This is a genomic window from Grimontia marina (assembly GCF_900060185.1).
Lineage (GTDB): Bacteria > Pseudomonadota > Gammaproteobacteria > Enterobacterales > Vibrionaceae > Enterovibrio > Enterovibrio marinus.
Genome location: NZ_FIZY01000037.1, coordinates 1 through 19,685 on the forward strand (window position 1 = coordinate 1; position 19,685 = coordinate 19,685).

Consider the following 19,685-nt stretch of genomic DNA (forward strand, 5'->3'; position numbering starts at 1 on the left):
GTGCCGCCGGTCGTTTGAATGTCCGGAAATGGGCAGTCAGTCTGGGGTGTATTGCGACATGCTCGAAGGGGTATTCAGTGAGTTAACGGGGCTGAATACTAGGCTTTAATCAGTTACGTAACTTATGTAAATGAAGTAAAGGGCATAACTTATGTAAGTTATGCCTGTTTCTTTTAGCTGCCTTTGAAGCCTGGTAAGCCTTCTGAGGCTCTCCATTCCTTCACAATACGAACGATATTCTCAGGGGTGCCGTTTTCTTCTACTTCTGGGTAGTAGATGAGATCAGAGCCGTCAGGGTGTTCAGTTATTTCTTCGAAGTGATCAACCAATGCATCCAGTTCATTTTCTGATGGCGCATCAGCTTTACAAATCTTGATAAGAAGATCTAAGAATTCGTCTTCTGTGTATTCTGTTATCGTCTGCTTTGTCATTTAGAACCTCTATGAATTTCAATATGATGCTTTGGAGTAATGACCCGCAAATTATCAACATTGTAAACTTCACCGCCGTATTGGATCTCTTTTATATGGTGCAGTTCGAAGGCTTTTCTGCCTTTTTTACCACCACTGTGATCTGCTTTTCTGGCCCTTGGTGCGTAACCTTTACTCATTCTTTCTTTGTTTGAATCTATAAACTGGCTTGAAAGTCGTTCATCTTTAGACACCTCAATCCAAAACGCTTCTCTGAATTTATCAAAGCTAGAGAACTCGCGCCCCCGCATTTTGTCTGCAATTTGTGAAGGGATGGGAGAGCCGAGCTCTTTACCCGCATTTTCTAACCAGATGCCTGTAATGTCTTCGCCTTGTCCCGTCACGCCACCTGGCTTATTCCTCGGTGAACTAAACACCAGGTAAAGCGGCGGTATGCCGCTGTCTGCCGGAAAGGTAACGATCAGCTCTATGTGTTCGGCTTCTGGGTTGGGGTAGACAAGGGTAGTCAGCTCCTGCCCGTCATCTTCTATCGGGCGCACCAGAATGTTGCTGATTTCCAGCCCGCTGGTATCGGGGAAGGAGGTGCCAGCAGTGAGCACGTTGTCGCTGTCGTCGGGGAACCAGGTCAGCGTGATCTCTTCATCAACCTTGGCTTCGAACCTGTCTTCGACGGCTTCTGCAGAAATCCGTCTGACGGTATCGCCGTAAGGGTTCCCTTCGCCGGTGTGAATGCCTATCGCCTGCGGGTTGCCGTGCTCGTCTTGGTAGAGCCGGAACCGCACTCGGGTGGCCGCTTCTGGCAGTTGTGCCAGCTCTTCGTCTGTGTAGAGGGTCCCGTCTCCCAGTTGTGAAGGCCAGAACGCGAGGGCAAGAAAGTTGGCGCGTTTGGCGGCGCTTTTGGCTATCTCGCCCGTCAGTCCCCAGTTCAGCGGCATCCGTGTTGTGTTGCCGGTGAGTTTTGTCAGGGGCAGTCGCCCGCTGGCGTCTAATGCCTGGGCGGGCACCATGGCCGCCATCATGCCGAAGTTGGGCGCTTTCAGTGCTTCTTCGCATGCCTGTGTGTCGCCATAAGGGCGGGTGCAGGATTTGGCGAACACTTTATCGGCCTGTGCCGGTTTGCCAAAGTTCTCTGAAATCTTGGTCGGGGCGATGGGCTCAGGCGGGGGATCCGCGACGACGGCCTCGGGCGTATATGGCGGCTATGGTAATGGCGGGTTCAGTGAACCGCCGCCGGAAGCGGGTGCACCTTGGACTTTGGTGCGGGACACCATGGCTTGTTGTGCCTGTGGCGAAAGGTGATTGCTGGCTTCTGGGTTGACGCGCCAGGTGGTGTTGCCCATGGCGCCTTTCTGGGCTTGCAGGGCGGGTACATTGGGGGCGTCGTTGAGCAGCACGAGTTGCCCGTCGTAGAGCTTGTTTTTGAACACATCGATGGCCATGCCGTCGGGGATGACGCGCTCTAGATCGCGTGCGCTCATCTGCTGAAAACCGCCTTCGACTTTGCCAAATTCATACGCCATTAAATCGGTGGCTTTCACTACCCGTAAACTCACAGTCTTCCTTTTCTCTCTCTCCCTGAGTGCTGGTTGTTATCTTAAAGGAGCGTCCACGGCGCACACAGGTAACTATGCATTTTTTCAGATTGTTATCTAACTATTGAGACAGTCTGGGTGGGGGAACAGGTCGGTGAAATAACGGGCTATAGCCCGCATCCTAGCCAGAAATCGGCGAGTAACTGACTGACACGGTCAATATCAGCGCCACGGTGTGTCGCAGCAATGGCTGCAATAAAAGGGTCCGGTTTATCGTGAACCGTTGTGACAGCGTCAAGCGTCGACGTCGTGAGTAACGGTTTCAAGTCAAAGCCCAGCAAGTAAGCGCCTTGTCTTTCAACATCGTAGCCGAGTGCTTCACCAGGAACGTAATCCTCCCATAAACGCCCGTCATGAATTTCGTGGTAGCGGCTAAGTACCGTGAAAAAATCCGTCGCATCTTTACGGTTTTCTGCCCCGCGTTCGAGCCAGGCAATCAGCTTCAAAAGCGCGATCCCAGGCAGGGAAGCTACCTGAAAAGTGAGATCGTTCCAGACCACGGTCAGGGAGGAGTCATAGGCTTCCTGAAATCCGGCCACCGACATGGTGATATCAAAATGCGGTGGCCAGGTGATATCACCTTGTGGATCTGCCACTGCGCCGAACGGAATAATATCAATCGGTAGCTGCGTCTTAGGCTCAGTTAAGCGGTGTTCAACACGGGAGGATTTTAAGCCAGCTGCCAGCAGCTTCTCTCTGGTTGCATGAAAAGCGTCCCAGCTGTCGACCAAAATGGCGGTATCAATATCCCGGGTGGCGCGGATTGGCGGGTAGCCATGAATACCGTGCAACACGACATCACGGGCGGTGGCACCGGCAATGAAATAAGGGACGCCAAGCCCGTTGATGATCCGTACCAGGCTATCAAGCGCATACTCAAACTGCGGGTTAAGGGAGTGAGTGAAGGTGTAGGTATTGATCATTTAAGATCTCTGCGGCTTCGCGGTTGCGACTGTCGTTGCTGGCCAGCAGCTCTGCCACGGTGAGCAGAGCCTGAGTGGCCGTGTTTACACTCAGGCTTTTTCCCCAAAAAGGAGCAGCAATCAGGAGCTGCCCGTCAGCTGAGGGCCTAGCCTCAAGCTCGCGCATTTTTTTCTGTATCGGATCGCGGGTAAACAACCAGTACTCTTCTGGCTCAAGGTAATTTGTCAGCATTGCTGCAGCGACTTCTCCCCCCCAGATCTCTCCCTCTTCCAGCGTCATGGCTTGCCAGTGCAGCGGCGTTTTTACCCGAAAGGGGGCCAGTTTTTTTCTGAGTACTTGAGGGTATGCCGCCAGCCATTGCTGAATAAGGGGAGATCTATCCAAAAAGCGTCGGGACTTTTTGTCTTTGGGGATAGCCTGAATATCGATAAGGTACTTCAGCGTTTTACTGACCATCCCCAATGAAACACCGGACTTTTCGGCTATCACTTCATAGGGTTGATTGAGGAGCGTATCGTCAGCCAGCAGGGCAAACAGGCATTTCATGATCCCCACACTCAAGGTGGGGCGCGTGTCCTGAATCTTTTCCTGCTTCTTTCCTTCTATATGGAGGAAAAATCCGGGCTGAACAATATGGGCGTTACCGGCTTCATCTATATAGTTGATGCGTTTCTCTTCACTGTACTGTCGCAAGAAAGCGCTGAGTGGATTGCAGATCAGCAGGGTTTCACGCTGGCGTTGTGTTTGTAGAAACGCATCCAGTGTTGCTTTGCGGTGAATACGTTTGATATCGGCATCAAATGTCCGTGCTTCCCCTGCTATTTTCAGGGTCAAGGTGGCATCTACGCCACTGTCTCGCGCATCATCATCATCCTGGTATTGGATGTCGGTGATCTCGATGTGCTCAGGCAGTGCATCCAATGCCTGACTCAATATCTGCTGTTCCATTTTTTCACGATAAGAAAGTTTTCATGATTCATGAAATATATCATTGGGGTGATATATTTTCCAGTTGGATATAGCCTCCTTCGAGGCTTTAAGCAGTGCTGTCAGTGGGTTGAATGTCTGGAAATGGGTAGTGAGGATGTTCAGGTATAGGACGGAAAATTATCTGACTAAAAGGTCAATCAGTGAAAATAGCATCGTTAGCAGAAATCAAAGCCGCAATTTTCTTATATCGTGAGGGCATGGTTCACAACTAAGGAGAAAGCCATGTTAAACATGTTCAGCAAGAACGAAGTCATTGTGATTGCAGCAGTCGTCGTCGTATTTTTATACCTGCCCATCTTGTTAGAGTTTTTAGCAAGATAACTTTGAAAGCCGGAGAGATTCCGGCTTTTTTCTCCACAACCCAACCTTTCTACTCTGTCTTTTCAGACACTCTGATTTGCTCGATTTTCCAGCTGTCAGAAAAGCTGGATCTTGCCAGTGAGACAGAAAGAGATAGAATAAATACTGTATATATAAACAGTATTTTTAAATGAACGTTATCCCTATTTTTGCCAGTGCCGGTATCACCGGCTTTGAATCTCCGGCGAGCGATTATCGCCAGCTACCGCTGAGCTTGGATGAGCTGTTGGTCGAGCATCCCAGCGCGACCTTTATTGGCCGCGCGTCGGGGGAGTCGATGCAGGGCGTCGGTATTTTTGATGGCGATATCCTAATCGTTGATAGGCACGTCACCGCGAGGGACGGGGACGTCATTGTGGCCAACTTTAACGGGGAGTTTGTCTGTAAGCTTCTCGATGTGTCCCGCCGTTTGTTACTGTCGGCCAATGACACTTACGCCTCTGTGCAAATCACGAAACACGATACGTTCTCTATTGAGGGTGTCGTCGTCCGCTCTATCCGCTGTCACCGTGAGAGTCCTTTGTTATGTTCGCGCTAGTCGATGCCAATGCGTTTTACTGCAGTGCTGAGCAGGTGTTTAGGCCAGACTGGCGGGGAAAGCCGGTGATTGTGCTGTCGAATAATGATGGTTGTGTGGTAGCAGCAAACCGTCAGGCCAGGGAACTAGGGGTAGAGAAGTTTAAGCCGTTTTTTCAAATGCGGACCCTGTGTGAAATGAAGGGGGTGATCGTCTGTTCATCGAACTATGAGCTCTATGGCGATCTGTCCGACAAGATGATGCAGGTGATAGGGCGTTTTGCGCCTGAGCAGCATGTGTATTCGATTGATGAATCCTTTCTGTCTTTTCACCGCTGCGCAGCTATTCCGGATTTACGTGTGCATGCTGAATCTTTGCGTCGGGCGGTATGGAAAGAGTGCCGGCTGGCGGTCGGGGTCGGTATGGGGGAAACCCTGACCTTGGCCAAGGCGGCAAATCATGCGGCGAAGAAGTTAGCCGGTTATGCCGGTGTCTGTGTGTTGGACTCGGAGGCTGAGCGTTTCGATGTGTTGGGGCGCATGGCCGTTGGGGATGTCTGGGGTGTCGGTCGGCGGATTTCTGAAAGGCTGAAACGTCAGGGCATTGAAACCGCGCTGCAGCTGTCGCGCCAGAAACCAGCGTTGATGCGTCGTGAGTTTAATGTGGAAATGGAGCGCACGGTGCGGGAGCTAAACGGCGAGGTGTGTAAAGGCTGGGATGTGGCCAGGGCCGATAAGCAGCAAATCTTTTCTACCCGCTCGATGGGTGAGCGGATTGTGGAGCAGGAAGCCCTTCACCAGGCATTGTGTAAGCATGCAGGGATTGCGGCGGCGAAGCTTCGGGCACAAGGGTCGGTGTGTTCGGTGTTGATGGTGTTTGCGGGGAATTCGCCGTATGACGAGAAGCCAAGAAGTTTTAAACAGCTACACCGCTTTGCGTTTCCGGTGGACGATACCACGGTGATCACTGCGGCGGTGTCGGCCTTGGTGCCGTTGTTGTATGAGCTGGGCGTGCAGTATTACAAGGTCGGGGTGGGGCTATTGGATCTAGCCAGGGCCGAGCATGTACAGCCAGATTTGTTTGACACCCAGTCAGGGAACCCAGCGTTAATGAAGGCGTTTGATGGGCTGAATCAGCGATATGGTGCCGGCACGGTGTTTCTGGCGGCGGAGGGGATTGAGCAGAAGTGGGGTATGCGACGGGAGTTTTTGTCACCGCAGTATACGACTCGGTGGGGAGATGTGCCGAGGGTGAGGTGTTGAGGGAGTTTTGGACAGAAGCACGTTAGAGTATGGATACTAACGTGCCAAAATTGGATTAGAAAAAGTATCTTGAAGCCTTAAATTGCTTGTAGGTTTATATTTCATTGCTATTGATTAATCAAGACAGAGCCCCCATATGGTATAAGGATAAGAACACGCCTTACCACTCAGAGCATACATTCACTAACTGAGACAACTGGAGCGTGAAAATAAATATTCCAGATTTCTCAAGGAATGATCTAATGATTGCTTATCTTATTCTCGTTCACCGCTATCCAGATCAATTTAAACGGTTATTTCATGCCATATACCATCCAAATAATCACTACGTTATCCATGTTGACAAAACTTCTGGCAAAGAAATTTTAGATGAAATATCTTTGTTTATAGGTGATTACAAAAATGCAGAAATTCTTGAATCAGAAGATGCGCTATGGGGTGGGTATAGCCTAGTTAATATTGAACTTCGTGGTATGGCTAAGTTATTAAAAATGAATAAAAGCTGGACTCATTTTATAAACCTAAGTGGACAAGATTTTCCATTGAAAACTCAGCCATATATTCATGACTTTTTGTCAAATAATCCAGACAAGGAATTCATTCGAGCACTAGACCAAAATGAAGCTAGGCCCGAAACGATGAATCGCATAGAAAATATGTGTTTTGAATATAAAGGACATATTTACCGACCTAAAATAGCCAGAAAATTCATGTCAGGAATAACACCGTTTATAGGCACTCAATGGATGATTGTGTCGCGACAGTTCTGTGATTTTGTCTGTAATTCGGATGCATCTCAGCCCTATAAAGAATTTTATAAAAATACTTTTATTGCTGATGAGGGATTTTTCCAAACGGTTATGATGAATAACGATTGTCATGGTGAAATAGTTCAAGATGATTTGCGTTTTATCGATTGGGTACCAGATGGAGACATAAAGCTAAGGCCAAGGACATTTACAATGGCCGATATTTCCAACTTAATATCGAGCCCTAATCTTTTCGCTCGAAAATTTGATCTGTTAGAGGATGCTAAAGTGGTGGATAGAATTGAACACCACCTCGGTGCAACTGTCTAGTCTTTAATTAACCACCCTGTATTTACGGGGTGGCTCAAAGAAACCTAACGCTTATTAGACCACAAATTGTCGTCTTTCATCTTTCGGTAATGCCATCGTTTTCATATTAACTCAACTTATAATCAATAAGTTATGGCACATGACGAGACTGCAAGATGTCGCCTAATGACGAGAATGAACAGTTATCAACTCAATCGAATAAGTTTTAGTAGGGTAAACGCACGTCCTCTCAATTGTGCAGAGTATTTAATCTAAATGTTTTTGGGGCATATGTGTTATAACGATTTCTTCAAGCCTTGATGAACATTTCCTACAACTTCAAATTGGCTCTGTTCAAACTCTATTGACGGAATATCAGCATGTCCGTTTAACCATGGCCAAACCTCGTTGGTTTTACCGTTATTCTGATGAGCCACATATACGCTTGTTATATTTTTTTGAATTCAATGCTGTAATAATCCATATTTCTTGTCGCTTTCCAGATATCTAAGTAACCAGTAGAGAGAGCATGACTACCTTGCACATCAGCTTTAGTCGTTTCCGATTTTAAACCGATTAGACAATTGTTTATTGCGCTCGATGATAATTTCATCTGATATATAACCTGGGGATTTTGGCTAAGCTTAGCCAGTGCCATTGCAACAGATATTCTCTCAGCATCATCAGTAATTTCATAAAGATTTACAGTACATGAACTATTCTCAGAATTTACCACTGAGTATGATGAAATCACTATTTTATTTTTGATGCGTTCGTCGCGGATGGCATTAAGATCTGGAATTATTACCCTATCAGATTGCTCCAACCTAAGAATAACTCGATGTTCTTGTTCATAAATCCACTCATCACTCTTTTGTAAAAACACCTCGTAAAGAACTCTGTCAGCGCCTTCCGCCGATATATTTGAATAGTCATAGTCAAATTTATCATTCCGATATCGTAGCCCTTTTCTATAAGAAATAGGTTTCGGTACGCCATCGAACTGCGACCATTCTTCGCCCCAAGCGGAGTTTATCAGAGAGTCAGCTCTAAATAACTTTTCAAAAATTGAACCATGTTGTGGGAAATGTGCCACACCTGCGACTATTCCCTTATGCTCATTTGCGTAGTGCGCCCACATTAGAAGGTTTTCTTTATTTTCGGTAAAGCTTATGACGCCTATATGGTGCATTCTAAAATCGACGTACTGCGAGAATTTCAACTCACCAAATTCTGGATCCCAAGAAGTTGACTCGTCAAATTCGCTAGCCAATTCATCTAAACTATTTCGGCAAAAAGCAGCTTCAAAAGGGGCATTTAGCGCACTTAGTTGTGAAAGACGAATAAAACCCTCTTCGAAGAAGTTTCGTGGTTTACTCATGTATTTAAAGAGCTGCTTCAAACGGTGCCTCTACTTAGGGTGTAAAAATATAACAATTTATTAGATCTCAAAGTGGGGTGATTAAACATCCCACTTTAGGGTTTTCTATGCGTGTGACGGATATGTAGCGTAACGCGTTCACCTTGATGTTTTATGCTTTTGCCTGTGACTTACGTCTAAAGTGGTGATTAGGCGTACAGATCGTATTAGTGTTCGAACTAATTTTATGAGTAACCGCATACACTGAGTTTAACTGCGTCAAAACACCAGTAATAGCGGTATAGAGCTGAAATAAAGACACTTGCTCTGAAATCGACTGATTAATAACACTCAACTTTTTACGCTTATCAACGTCTGAATGAAAAAAGTCAGAATTAAACCAAAGATTAATTATTTCTCGGTTGCTTACAGGGTGCCCCATTGAGTCACTCATATCACAACGGTTCATCATTTCATTGTACTGCTTGCGCACTAAATCGAGGTAATTGCGTGCCCATTCATCTTTAGCTCGTCTTCTCAAAAGGCCAATAACCGATTCAAGCTTTGTTGGCTCTTTTTCGGCATAGAAAAATCGAAATTTGAGTGCAAGATTTTGAATATGATCTAGTTCTGGAGTATTGGCTTCAAACGTTGCTTTTTTTACTTCTGGATCGTCTGATATTGCATGTTTCGCGATGGCTCCAACGTAATAACGTTTCACTGCGCTTTCGAAGCTTTCCACTCTTCGTCTAAACTCATCAATGCGAAACAACTCTTCTTTAGAAAGTTGTTCTAGTTCACTTTCTCGATTTATCAAATGATTAGAAATGTTCATCTTTTTCCTTGAGGAGTAACGCTTTACAAACGGTGCTTTTCCGTGTGTGCATTCCGTCTATGTTGCTGCAATTTATTATGAAACTCAATCAGTATCCGTTTATTGCCGTGAATTGAAGATAGATTTCACAAAGAAAAAACCAGAACTTTCCGTATAGTTCCCAGAACATGGATTAGAAAAATTTTACCTGCCTGAGCATGTGTCTTTAGTCAAGAGTATCTACTCTAAATGATTTTGGGGCATTTTCTAGTAACACCAGGTTTCGCGCTTTCCTCCCTGATATGGCCTCGCTATTCCTGCTTTGATGAGTTTATCCGCAAGTAGCTGGCCATCAATTTCAACGTCTGCCAATAGGCGAAAATACTTTCCGCGCTCGATGTTTGTCAGGCGTATCTCTTTGGCGGTGCGCAGCTGTTCAACGGTGAACTGTTTGGCCACTCTGGCCAAGTGCTTTTCAGTTTTGCACTTCCCGCGAATTTCGGGGGCATCTACTCCTTTCACTCGGACGGGGACATGTTGACCGACAATAGCTGGCCAGCCATCGATATTGACCCGAAAGGTATCAGCATCATAAATCGAAGTGACCTTACTGACAGTAGCGATGCCATACTGTTTTTTCGCGTGGGTATGTGCTGGGAGTATGAGTAGTAATGTGGCTAATACCGCCAGTGGCCAACGCTTATTCAAGCTCAAAATACCTGTAGTTCACCTTCGCTGTGAATGTCTTGTTTCCTACCTGAGCCTCCAGAAAACTGATGTGATTTTCTTTCCTGTCGCCGCCTAAAAACATCGAGTAGCTGTTGTTGTCGAACATGAATTTTGTCTGTGTGGTGAGTCGTTTTAAGGCTATGTCGGGGTGTTTGTTACCAAACACGGTAGCTATCCGCTTCTCGTTGGCAATCTCTGCGGCGGTGTCTTCATCATCTGAGCATTTGGTAACGGTGCTGTAAGGCGAGGCAACCAGGCACCAGGTTGTGTCTTCGGTGGTTGCATCATTGGGTATGTTGATAAGGTGAATGTAGGCTGGCTTCCATCGCCTATCGGCGTAAGCACCGGCAAAGTCAACGAGCTGTTGAATATCCATGGCCAGCTTCTCTGCTTTGGCATTGGCGACTTGGGTTGTGTACACCGGAACAGCCACGGCAGTGACTACGGCGAGCACTGAAATGGTGACGATCATTTCTATCAGTGAAATCCCTTTGGCTGTTTTCATGTGATAACTCCTTTATATCAATCTGAATCGGTTGGCTTTCCATTCCAGCCCATCAATCAGGCCACGGTCGTACATGCCACCCCAATCGTAGAAAAACGGCGCAAACCCTTCGCTGCCGGTTAAGTGTGAAAGGCCAATGCAGGCGATCACTACGGCACCGGCTATCGCGTATTCAATCGGGTCGCCGGTGCGGAATCTGCCGCCAAAGAGGTGAAAGCGCCGGTCGCTGTAAGGCGAGAACGGCACACCAGAAACCGTCATGGCATCGGTGACAATGTGACTCACTCCGCCCCAGGCAAAGGCGGCTAACAGGCCGTGCCAGTCCCACACGAAAGTGGCCGCAAGGGCGAAGATCAGCCAGTGGGTGAAGATGTGGGTCGGTCCACGGTGTTTGATGCGCTTGCCGGTGACTTTAACCACCCATTCCATCCAGTCCGGAGCTGTGGCACCGGCAATGCAGGCAGCGACGTGCGGCGGGGATATCACGGCGCACATGGCACCGGCGATCAGGGTGTGGCTGAACCAGCGCACTAGTTTTCCTGTTTTCCTGCCGGTGGTAACCAGGCAAGTTGTTTGAGGTAGGTGTTGATGTCAGGCGCTTTACCATCATCGCACATGGCGGCGAGTGCTAAGCGGTGTTCGGTGACTTTGGCTTCAAACTTCAGTATGTCGCGCTGCGTAGTGGCCACACTTTCAAGGTACGCCACCTGTTCGCTGATGTTGGCCACACCCTCTTTCACCCTTGCCTGTGAACGGGCTTCGAGAGAAAGGTAAAGTCCCATCATGCGGTAGGCATGGTTACGGTTGGCCATGGAGTCCACAAACTCAGCCACGGCGGTCGCCGTTGCTGTTCTGCGCTGATATTCCCACTGGCGTTCGCGGGAAAGTTCGGTAGAGCTGTAAAGCGGCATTTTGCCGACAATCCCGACATAGTGTTCGCTGATCTCTGGCCAGCCTTCGGTATCGTATTGGTCATAGCTTGATTTCATGCCAGCAACGAGGTCGATATCGAGCTTGAATTTGCTCTTCTCTGGATAGCAGTTGAGCACGGCCTGATAGATGGCTCGGCACTTTTGATGGTATCGAAATGATTAAGTCGCTACTGAGAAAGATAGAATATGGAGAACTCTCTTAGTAACGCTATCAAAACTCCGGCGGTCAAAAATCGTCAGGGAGTGAGCGGGAGCCGAAGCCGCCAGCTGTTTGGCATAAGAGACCTCACCTGTCGAGCTGGGCCCAAAGACAACATCATGTAATAAACGACTTCGCAGCGATGTGAGGGCACATAATCGAACAATCGGGTATTCAGTATGGTGGTTTTCATTGTACTTGATGTATTGGAAGTGCTCCGCAAGACAGGCGGTATCATGGGTGCGGAACTGAGTGCCGTCGACTGAAAGTAAACTTAGGCCAAACCATTTGTCATCGCTATCTTCCTGCTGGGTCCAATGGGCTGCTGTCAGTTTAAAAAGCGCTTCCAAAGGTTGGGCGGTGAGGCGCTTTCTCGCTTGAGGGATAGCACTTGGTGCAACAGAATCCCCTAAGTGGTTGGAAAGCTTGAGGTCTAATTTATCTAAAACTTCCGTGATGGGTTTATCCCGATACAAGCCAATACCGACAATCAACCAAACGACAAGTTCGGCGGGTAACTTACGCCGTCTCATACTGGCTTTGTTGGTCGAATCAAGGGCTTGCTCTATCCATTCGAGCGGGAGTTCTTTTTAGAAGAGGGCCATTGATTCGGGTGCAGCAAACGTATCGACATCAATCAGCCAGTGAGCCAACATAAAAAATACCCTCAGCAATTAGTGTACTGAGAGTATTGTTAACCATCTGTAGGATCGTTCAACTGATCAATGCCTTAACTGATCGGTGTTACGCTCAGAGAGCGGGCTTTTTCGTTTCTTTCAGTATTGATTTCGACCTTATCACTTAGCGATACAGAAACAGCTTCTTGCTCGCGATGGTAAGTTGCGCCAACTGTCTCGCGAGTTCGCGATTCAACCAAAGGTAACCGTAATAACTGATGTCACTGGCGTCATCATCGTCGGACAATTGATGTTTGGGTTTGAGGCTCATCAGGAGCAAGGAATCCGTATCCAAGATATCGACTTCACGGTTCACCAAGCCGTTTCTCAACCCATCAAATTGTGATGCTAACTCTTCTTTAGCGGCTTCCAATCCATGAAGATCGCCAATCTTCTCTTTGCCCTGTTGGCTATCCCAGTGTGTGCTGATTAGGGTTTCCAAGTCGGTATAAATACGTTTTTCTATAGCAAGAATAGAGGCTAAAACAGGTTTTAAGGGACCCGATTCTCTTGCAGCATGTGGAAGTAAGCCTTGTTGTTTCTCAATCATGTCAGACAGGGTATTCGCATTTTGCGGGACAAATGTGTTGTTTGACATGGCTTCATTGTGTTGATGGTAAAACTGACCGCATTGGAGACAAAACGATTCAAGTAGATAGATGAATTGATCGGTAGCTCTGGCTGGAAAAACATAAAGACTGGCGAGAATCGATAATACTGCAGCCCAAACAACGTTGAGAATACGCCAGCCAGCTGCTTCAAAATCGGCTGGGCCGCCACCCGCAACTATCACTATGGTTATCGCCGCCATGAGCGCAGCGTAAGCGTATTTCTCTTGTGTGAAGTACATAGTGCCAATGAGTAGGCCAAAAAAAGCGAGGTGATGTGTCCAATGATATTGTGGAGGAATGAGGAAAAGGGCTAAACCTACAGATGCTCCAGCGACCGTGCCCCAAATCCTTTGGTTTGCTTTGGATATCACACCTCCGACAAAGGGAATTGCACCAAGTATGGTGACGGCGGTGATCAGTGCCCAGTAACCATAAGGAAGATTGAATTGCCTGACAATCATGAGGATCAATCCCATTACCAAGGCGACCCTCAGCATATAAAGTAGCCGTGAATGTTGAATAGCAAAACTGTGGTAATGGGACATAGCATAGGGCGTTGGAAGAATGGTGCTGAAAGCTTATTCACAGACGTGCAAATTTGCTTTTCTAATAGTGCGACAGTCAGGAATAGAAAAATCCCCGCATGAAGCGGGGATTGTGTTAACCGATGAACGTCAGTGTGGTTTGTAGAATGATCAGGTTGACGATATCAATAAAGAACGCGCCCACAATCGGCACCACCATAAAGGCCTGTGGAGATGGGCCGAAGCGGTTTACCACCGAACCCATATTCATCACCGCCGTCGGTGTCGCACCAAGACCAAAACCACAATGTCCACTGGAGATAACCGCGGCATCATAGTTTCTACCCATCACACGATACGTGACAAAGTAAGAAAACAGCGCCAGCATCAATGACTGCACCATGAGAATCGCCAGAAATGGCAGCGCCAGATCGAGAATGTTCCAAAGCTTCAGGCTCATTAGCGCCATGGCAAGGAACAGTGCCAGCGAAACCGCACCTAGTATATCGACGGTTTCCACATCCAGTTTTTCTACTTTAGTCACTTCGAGAACGTTGGTAATGACCACGCCGATAAACAGGGCATAAACGAAATCTGGGATCATCAGCCAGCTGATTTCAAAACTGCTGACCCATTGCTCGAGATACTTTGCACCCGTCACACAGATCAACAACACAAACAGGGTTTCGATGACCTTCTTCGCAGTGACTTTGTCCTGCTCATTCTCGTTATATGTGACCAGTTCAGGGAATTGCTCATGCGTATTGTTGGTGTTGCCGTACTGGGATTTGAGTTTGTTCTTTTCAACCAGACGTTGAGCAACAGGGCTGCCAATAATACCGCCCATCACCAAGCCAAAAGTGGCGGATGCCATGGCAATCTCAAGGACATTCTCCAAGCCATAAGCATCCTGAAAAGTCTGAGACCAAGCTGCACCGGTACCATGACCACCCGATAGGGTAATGGAACCAGCAATCAAACCCATCAGCGGGTCGAGCCCCAGCGCTGTTGCCATGGAAATACCAATGCCGTTTTGCAGCACGATATACAGCGATGCAACACCGAGGAAAATAAAGACCTTTGCGCCGCCTTTCAGTAGCTGAGTATAGTTCGCCGCCAGTCCGACCGTTGCAAAGAACATCAGCATAAAGGTGTGTTGTAGCGGAAGGTGAAATTCCAGCTCAATGCCATTTAAGTGCAGCGCAGTAATTGCGCCAGCCACCACCAAGCCACCGACAATGGGTTCAGGGATGTTGAACTTCTTAAAGACGGATACGCGGGCGTTAATAAAGTGTCCAAGGAAGAGCACGAAAATCGCAATCAGGAAGGATTCGAGTGCGCCCACGGAAATGAGTTGATTCATAAAGCCTCTGTGTTCTCATCATCTTCCGTAATGAGTGAGAGTCTTCGTTCTAGCGCGCTTTGGAGAGAGTATTTAACTAAATCTGGTGACGGTATCCATAACCGCAAGCGCTAGCCAGCTTAAAACAGGGCGACGTTATCTCATATTGTTGAATAGAATGACAAGTCTATCCGAGAAAATATTCACACACCTCCACAAGCGATGAGAACGTGCCGCTACGCCATGTTGACGTTGTCAGAAAAAGCCGGGCGATGTTGAAATTTGAGCCCGGCTTAATAAGGTCTTGAGTCAATTAATGTTTATGAGGAATAAGACCTGCGATCATCATGGTGTGGGATGCGAGCTTTTGGCATTTGATCGAGCTGGCGCAGCTTTCTAGGGCTGTTTTGTCACTGGCTTTGGTGTAGATAATTTTGCCGTTTTTAATGGTCGTCACCACAGAGATGTTTGCCAATTTCATCGGGTCGATGGTTAGCGGGTTATCTGAAAGGAAAACCAGATCGGCGATTTTTCCAACTTCAATCGATCCCTTAGTATCTTCTTCGAAATGTTGATACGCAGACCAGATGGTTTGTGCTTTGAGCGCTGTCATGGCGGATACGCGCTGATCTTTACCCAGTATACGGCCACTGCGGGTTATTCGGTTGACCGTGGCTGAATATACGCGCATCGAGTCGGGAAAGGCGACAGGGGCATCATGATGCGAGGTGAAAATCATACCTCTATCCAGTGCCCAACCCGTTGGGGAAATGTTCTCAGCACGTTCATCACCCAAAACGGATTGCGCATGCCAGTCTCCCCAATAGAAGGTGTGCATAGGGAAAAACGAGGGAATCACGTTGAGGTCTTTGAAGGCTTGAACCTGATCTTCACGAGCAGTTTGCGCGTGAATAGCCACGAATCGGCGTTCTTTTGCGCCGTATTTGGCCGTTGCATTCTTCACAGCGCGGATGTATTGGTCAATCGATGCATCACCATTCGCGTGGGTTAGCAGTTGCCAGCCATTTTCCATCGCCATGCCGACATATTTCTCCGCTTCTTCGTCAGACATGATGGGATAGCCGCGGTATTCAGCACTTTGGCCTTCAGGGGGGATTAGGTATGGCTTGGTCAACCAAGCCGTCTTTCCTTGCGGAGAGCCATCCAGTGTCAGTTTCACGCCACCGAGGCGAAAACCGTTGGTGTAGCTATTGCTGAGGTAAGGTGCTGTGAGGGTGTCAGTGCCGAGTTGAATGTCGGTGTAGGCCACTACATCAATAGGAAGCGGCTCTTGCTGGGCAATCTCGTACATGGTTTTGACACTGTCAGACATAGAACGGCCTTCCTGCGCCGTGGTGTACCCATACTTGGCGTACAAATCCATCCCTGCGCGGAATAGCATCTCATTTTCGTCTGGGCTGATTTGCGTGAACAGTGGTATCAGAGCGCCAAAGAAAGCGGACTCTTCCAGCACACCATTGGGTTCATCACTGTCTTTCACACGTCGAATCACGCCACCTGGTGGGTTCTTGCTGGTCGCCGTCAGTTTCATCATCTCCAGCGCTTTGCTGTTCATGACACCGATATGACCGGATTGGTGAATGATCAGGATGGGAACGTCGGTCGATACTTTATCCAGGTCAAAGCGGGTTGGATGAATTTGCTCTTTGAGCTGGGAATCGTCGTAGCCAAAGCCGATGATAAAGTCCTGCGCTTTGTTGACGGGGACTTCTGCCCATTTTCTTAGTGCTTGTTGTAGCGAGGCGATGTCAGTCACAGGACCATCTGGTGGCGACAACAGGTTCGCAGAAACTGCCTGTAACCCGGTATTCATGACGTGGCCGTGAGCATCAATAAAGCCGGGGATCATGGTCAAACCTTTTAAATCCACCACTTTGGTTTTGTCACCCTTCAGCCTGAGAATTTCTTCTGCTTCCCCTACGGCAAGTATTTTTCCGTTTAGGATGGCAACAGCCTCGGCCTCGGGTTGTTTGTCATTGACCGTGATGACCTGAGCATTGTGGTAAATGGTGTCAGCAAAAGGTTTTGGTGGGCTGGTGGCGAAGACTGGAGCGGAGACAAACAGCGCTGAAAGGGCAGCGATTGAAGCTTTCATAGAGACTCCTCAGAAAAGACAAGACGGGCATAGCCCGTCTGTCATTCAGTGCGTTATGAACCTGATTGGAATCAGTGTATGCCGTGTTTATCCCAAAAGTCGTCCAGATTTTGCATCATTTCCTTCTTACGTTCTTCGGAGACGAAAGAAGCTTCAATGGCATTGCGGGTAAATTGTGCCAGCTGCTGAGGGCTTGGAGATAAAGCATTATTAAGGGCAATAAAATTGTCCGTCATATATCCACCGAAAAAGGCGGGATCATCGGAATTGACGGTCACGCAGAGCCCCTGATTCAGTAGGTTGAGGATGTTGTGGTCTGCCATCTTGTCAAACACGCGAAGCTTAATGTTCGAGAGTGGGCAGACAGTGAGAGGCATTCTAGATATCGCCAACTCTTTTGCCAGTTCGGGGTCCTCGCTGCATTTCACGCCATGATCAATGCGGCTAACATGCAAAAGGTTAATTGCATCTCTGATGTTACTCGGAGGGCCTTCTTCCCCTGCATGCGCGACAGTTTTCAACCCAAGCGCTCGCGCTTCAGCAAATACACGTTGGAATTTCTCTGGTGGATGACCAAGCTCTGAGGAGTCCAAACCCACTCCGACTAGACGATTTAAGTGAGGCTTCGCCTTTTCCAAAGTTTCAAAGGCCGCATCTTCGGAAAGGTGGCGAAGAAAACACATGATCAGCTGGCTTGTAATGCCAAGCTCTTTTTCCCCTTGGCGAAGAGCGTGGTAGATGCCATTTATGGCCGTATCGAATGCGATCCCGCGGTCAGTGTGAGTTTGAGGGTCAAAGAAGATTTCTGTGTGCATGACGTTGTCGGCTTTACAGCGCAGCATATACGCCCAAGTCAGGTCAAAGAAATCACGCTCAGTAATAAGGACATTGGCACCTTGATAGTAAATATCGAGAAATGATTGAAGGTTATGGAAGTGATAGGCGCTTCTGGCCTCATCAACGCTGGAATAGGGCGTTGAAATACCGTTTCTTTCTGCTAACTCAAACATCAATTCTGGCTCTAAGGAGCCTTCGATATGAAGATGTAACTCGACCTTGGGTAAACACCGGATAAACTTTTCCATCGTCTTCTCCCTGTTCGTAACTTATTGAAAGGTATATGTAGGTAGGGCAAATTTTGAGAATGGAATGCTGTATGGATAAAAGCTAGTTGGTGTTGACCCATCGGTCAAATTTTGGAATTCGCAATACGGTAGCTTGTCATAAGTTAACAAAAATGCCGCCAATGTCAGACGGCATTTTTGCAGGGAAAGGAAGCTTAACCGATGAACTTAGTCATAAAGTTCTGCACATTGCTCAGGCTCGAAATTGCCATGATGACAACAATCGCCGCACCTGTCAGGGTCAGGTAAACCGGGTGTTTGTAATCACCCACGATGTCTTTACGTCGCGTCGCAGCCAACACAAACCCCAGTACCACAGGCAGGATGATGCTGTTTACCAAGCCAGCAAGCATCAGTAGCAGGATTGGCATGTTCATCAGCACAGTACCAACGCTGGTAATGATGATGAAGCCACAGCACCAGGCTTTTTCGTTGCGTGCAACCACAGGGAACAGTGTTTTGATCAGTGAGATAGCCATGTAGGAGTTACCCACCACCGACGTGATAGACGCAACGAACAGCACCAGACCAAAGATAAAGTAACCTACTTCGCCCGCGCCTTGACGAAACGCGTCTGCGGCAGGGTTTGCGGTGTCCAGTACAGCGCCAGCAGCAATCACGCCAAACACGGCCATGAAAAGCAGAATGCGTATAACCACAGCAATGGAGATCCCTGCCCAGGCTGCTTTGTTGATGTGCTCAACGTTCTCTTTTCCTTGCAGACCGATATCAACCAAACGTTGTGCGCCTGTGTAATAACCTCCCACAGCGCCACCAACAATCGTCAGTGTCGGAAGCAAAAGGCTGCCCATGTCTGTTGGCATCACTGCTGCGGATAAGGTTTCCCCCATAGGTGGAAGGCTGGTCATGGCGACATAGGCGATCAATACAATCATAAACAGGCCGAGGTAGCGCGCCATCTGATCCATACGCTTTGATGCGTTATGAACGACAAACAACAGACAGCCTACAACACCGGTAAACAATGCACCCCAAGTGGTATCCACACCAGTCAGCACATTGATGCCAAGCGCAGCACCACTGACGTTACCGAAGTTGAATGCCACTGCACCCAATGCCAGCAGAATACCGATGAAGTAGCCTGCACCCGGCGCGATTTTGTTCGCGATATCTTGGATACGAAGGCCTGAAACGCCCACGATTCGCCACAGGTTCATCACGATACCGAAGGTGATAAACATGGAAGCAAACACAGGGAAAGCCATGTCGATTTTATAGATGTTGGTGAAAACAGCGGTTTGGGTCAGAAAGCCGGGGCCAACTGAAGTGGTAGCCATTAAGAATGCGACGCTGAAAATGGCTTTGGATTGCCAGTTGGCGTTGAGTTGGGTGTGTGCTTTTGCGGTCATGCCGGGTTCCGATTTTGTTGTCTTCCTATTTATTAAAAAAAGAAAAACAACTGACCGGGATCAGCTGATAGAGAGCCGTTAAACTCTTGAAAAGAAAAGCCTTGGTAAGCTGTCTTTTTGCTGGGCGCGGATGTTAATGGCAACCTACTTTTAAGTCAATCATTAAACCGCAAATAGTTTGTGGTTTTTTCATCTCGGTTTTCAATGGTGACTTTTGTGACCAGAAATGGATTCGGGCATACCTAATT

Annotated in this window: 18 protein-coding genes and 2 pseudogenes; 3 read left to right on the plus strand and 17 right to left on the minus strand. The window is 47.8% G+C overall.

Features of this window, described 5'->3' with window-relative positions:
• Positions 1-173: 173 nt before the first annotated feature.
• From GMA8713_RS17275 to GMA8713_RS17295, 5 genes are all read right to left on the minus strand, one after another.
• Entirely contained in the window at positions 174-431 is a 258-nt protein-coding gene (locus tag GMA8713_RS17275; RefSeq protein ID WP_062712654.1) for a bacteriocin immunity protein, read from the minus strand.
• Entirely contained in the window at positions 428-1,528 is a 1,101-nt protein-coding gene (locus tag GMA8713_RS17280; RefSeq protein ID WP_062712656.1) for a pyocin-S2/colicin E7-DNase domain-containing protein, read from the minus strand. Before GMA8713_RS17280 ends, GMA8713_RS17275 begins: the two co-directional genes overlap by 4 nt.
• A 102-nt stretch (positions 1,529-1,630) precedes the next feature.
• The gene (locus GMA8713_RS27410) at positions 1,631-1,984 is read right to left on the minus strand and encodes a hypothetical protein (protein WP_157515666.1); all 354 of its coding nucleotides are present in this window, start codon (positions 1,982-1,984) and stop codon (positions 1,631-1,633) included.
• Between the two features lie 146 nt (positions 1,985-2,130).
• Positions 2,131-2,946 (minus strand): nucleotidyl transferase AbiEii/AbiGii toxin family protein, encoded by an 816-nt coding sequence (locus GMA8713_RS17290; RefSeq protein WP_062712659.1) that lies wholly within the window; start codon positions 2,944-2,946, stop codon positions 2,131-2,133.
• The gene (locus tag GMA8713_RS17295; RefSeq protein WP_062712661.1) at positions 2,912-3,895 is read right to left on the minus strand and encodes a type IV toxin-antitoxin system AbiEi family antitoxin; all 984 of its coding nucleotides are present in this window, start codon (positions 3,893-3,895) and stop codon (positions 2,912-2,914) included. Before GMA8713_RS17295 ends, GMA8713_RS17290 begins: the two co-directional genes overlap by 35 nt.
• 532 nt (positions 3,896-4,427) lie before the next feature.
• Here GMA8713_RS17295 and GMA8713_RS17300 point away from each other — a divergent pair.
• The 3 genes from GMA8713_RS17300 to GMA8713_RS17310 all read left to right on the plus strand — a co-directional run bounded on the left by GMA8713_RS17300 (position 4,428) and on the right by GMA8713_RS17310 (position 7,155).
• On the plus strand, positions 4,428-4,835 hold the full coding sequence (locus GMA8713_RS17300) for a LexA family protein (RefSeq protein WP_002537669.1): 408 nt from the start codon (positions 4,428-4,430) through the stop codon (positions 4,833-4,835).
• A complete protein-coding gene (locus GMA8713_RS17305) occupies positions 4,823-6,076 on the plus strand; it encodes a Y-family DNA polymerase (protein ID WP_062712663.1) in 1,254 nt (417 codons plus the stop codon). The genes GMA8713_RS17300 and GMA8713_RS17305 overlap by 13 nt, the downstream gene beginning before the upstream one ends.
• Before the next feature lie 242 nt (positions 6,077-6,318).
• A complete protein-coding gene (locus GMA8713_RS17310; RefSeq protein WP_062712666.1) occupies positions 6,319-7,155 on the plus strand; it encodes a beta-1,6-N-acetylglucosaminyltransferase in 837 nt (278 codons plus the stop codon).
• Positions 7,156-7,582: 427 nt separating this feature from the next.
• Here GMA8713_RS17310 and GMA8713_RS17315 read toward each other — a convergent pair whose 3' ends face one another.
• From GMA8713_RS17315 to GMA8713_RS17370, 12 genes and pseudogenes are all read right to left on the minus strand, one after another.
• Entirely contained in the window at positions 7,583-8,515 is a 933-nt protein-coding gene (locus tag GMA8713_RS17315; protein ID WP_232314469.1) for a DUF2971 domain-containing protein, read from the minus strand.
• Between the two features lie 151 nt (positions 8,516-8,666).
• A complete protein-coding gene (locus GMA8713_RS17320) occupies positions 8,667-9,329 on the minus strand; it encodes a hypothetical protein (protein ID WP_062712670.1) in 663 nt (220 codons plus the stop codon).
• Between the two features lie 246 nt (positions 9,330-9,575).
• Complete coding sequence (locus tag GMA8713_RS17325) at positions 9,576-10,016, minus strand: thermonuclease family protein (protein ID WP_062712672.1); 441 nt, start codon at positions 10,014-10,016, stop codon at positions 9,576-9,578.
• Positions 10,009-10,542 carry a prepilin-type N-terminal cleavage/methylation domain-containing protein gene (locus GMA8713_RS17330; RefSeq protein ID WP_062712674.1) on the minus strand — a complete coding sequence of 178 codons (534 nt, stop codon included), beginning with the start codon at positions 10,540-10,542 and terminating at the stop codon, positions 10,009-10,011. Before GMA8713_RS17330 ends, GMA8713_RS17325 begins: the two co-directional genes overlap by 8 nt.
• A gap of 12 nt (positions 10,543-10,554) precedes the next feature.
• Positions 10,555-11,073 (minus strand): metal-dependent hydrolase, encoded by a 519-nt coding sequence (locus GMA8713_RS17335; RefSeq protein WP_005500661.1) that lies wholly within the window; start codon positions 11,071-11,073, stop codon positions 10,555-10,557.
• Positions 11,073-11,606: pseudogene (locus tag GMA8713_RS17340) on the minus strand (hypothetical protein); the annotation flags it as partial. The pseudogene GMA8713_RS17340 and the gene GMA8713_RS17335, both read right to left, overlap by 1 nt.
• 90 nt (positions 11,607-11,696) lie before the next feature.
• A pseudogene (locus GMA8713_RS17345) lies at positions 11,697-12,329 on the minus strand (IS4 family transposase); the annotation flags it as partial.
• 145 nt (positions 12,330-12,474) lie between these two features.
• The gene (locus GMA8713_RS17350; protein ID WP_062712676.1) at positions 12,475-13,506 is read right to left on the minus strand and encodes an FUSC family protein; all 1,032 of its coding nucleotides are present in this window, start codon (positions 13,504-13,506) and stop codon (positions 12,475-12,477) included.
• 115 nt (positions 13,507-13,621) lie between these two features.
• Positions 13,622-14,848, minus strand: a complete 1,227-nt coding sequence (gltS, locus tag GMA8713_RS17355) for a sodium/glutamate symporter (RefSeq protein WP_062712677.1) — start codon at positions 14,846-14,848, stop codon at positions 13,622-13,624.
• A gap of 292 nt (positions 14,849-15,140) precedes the next feature.
• Complete coding sequence (locus tag GMA8713_RS17360; RefSeq protein WP_062712679.1) at positions 15,141-16,943, minus strand: amidohydrolase; 1,803 nt, start codon at positions 16,941-16,943, stop codon at positions 15,141-15,143.
• 71 nt (positions 16,944-17,014) lie between these two features.
• Complete coding sequence (locus GMA8713_RS17365; protein WP_062712681.1) at positions 17,015-18,028, minus strand: adenosine deaminase; 1,014 nt, start codon at positions 18,026-18,028, stop codon at positions 17,015-17,017.
• Positions 18,029-18,222: 194 nt separating this feature from the next.
• Positions 18,223-19,437 (minus strand): NRAMP family divalent metal transporter, encoded by a 1,215-nt coding sequence (locus GMA8713_RS17370; RefSeq protein ID WP_062712683.1) that lies wholly within the window; start codon positions 19,435-19,437, stop codon positions 18,223-18,225.
• Positions 19,438-19,685: the final 248 nt, after the last annotated feature.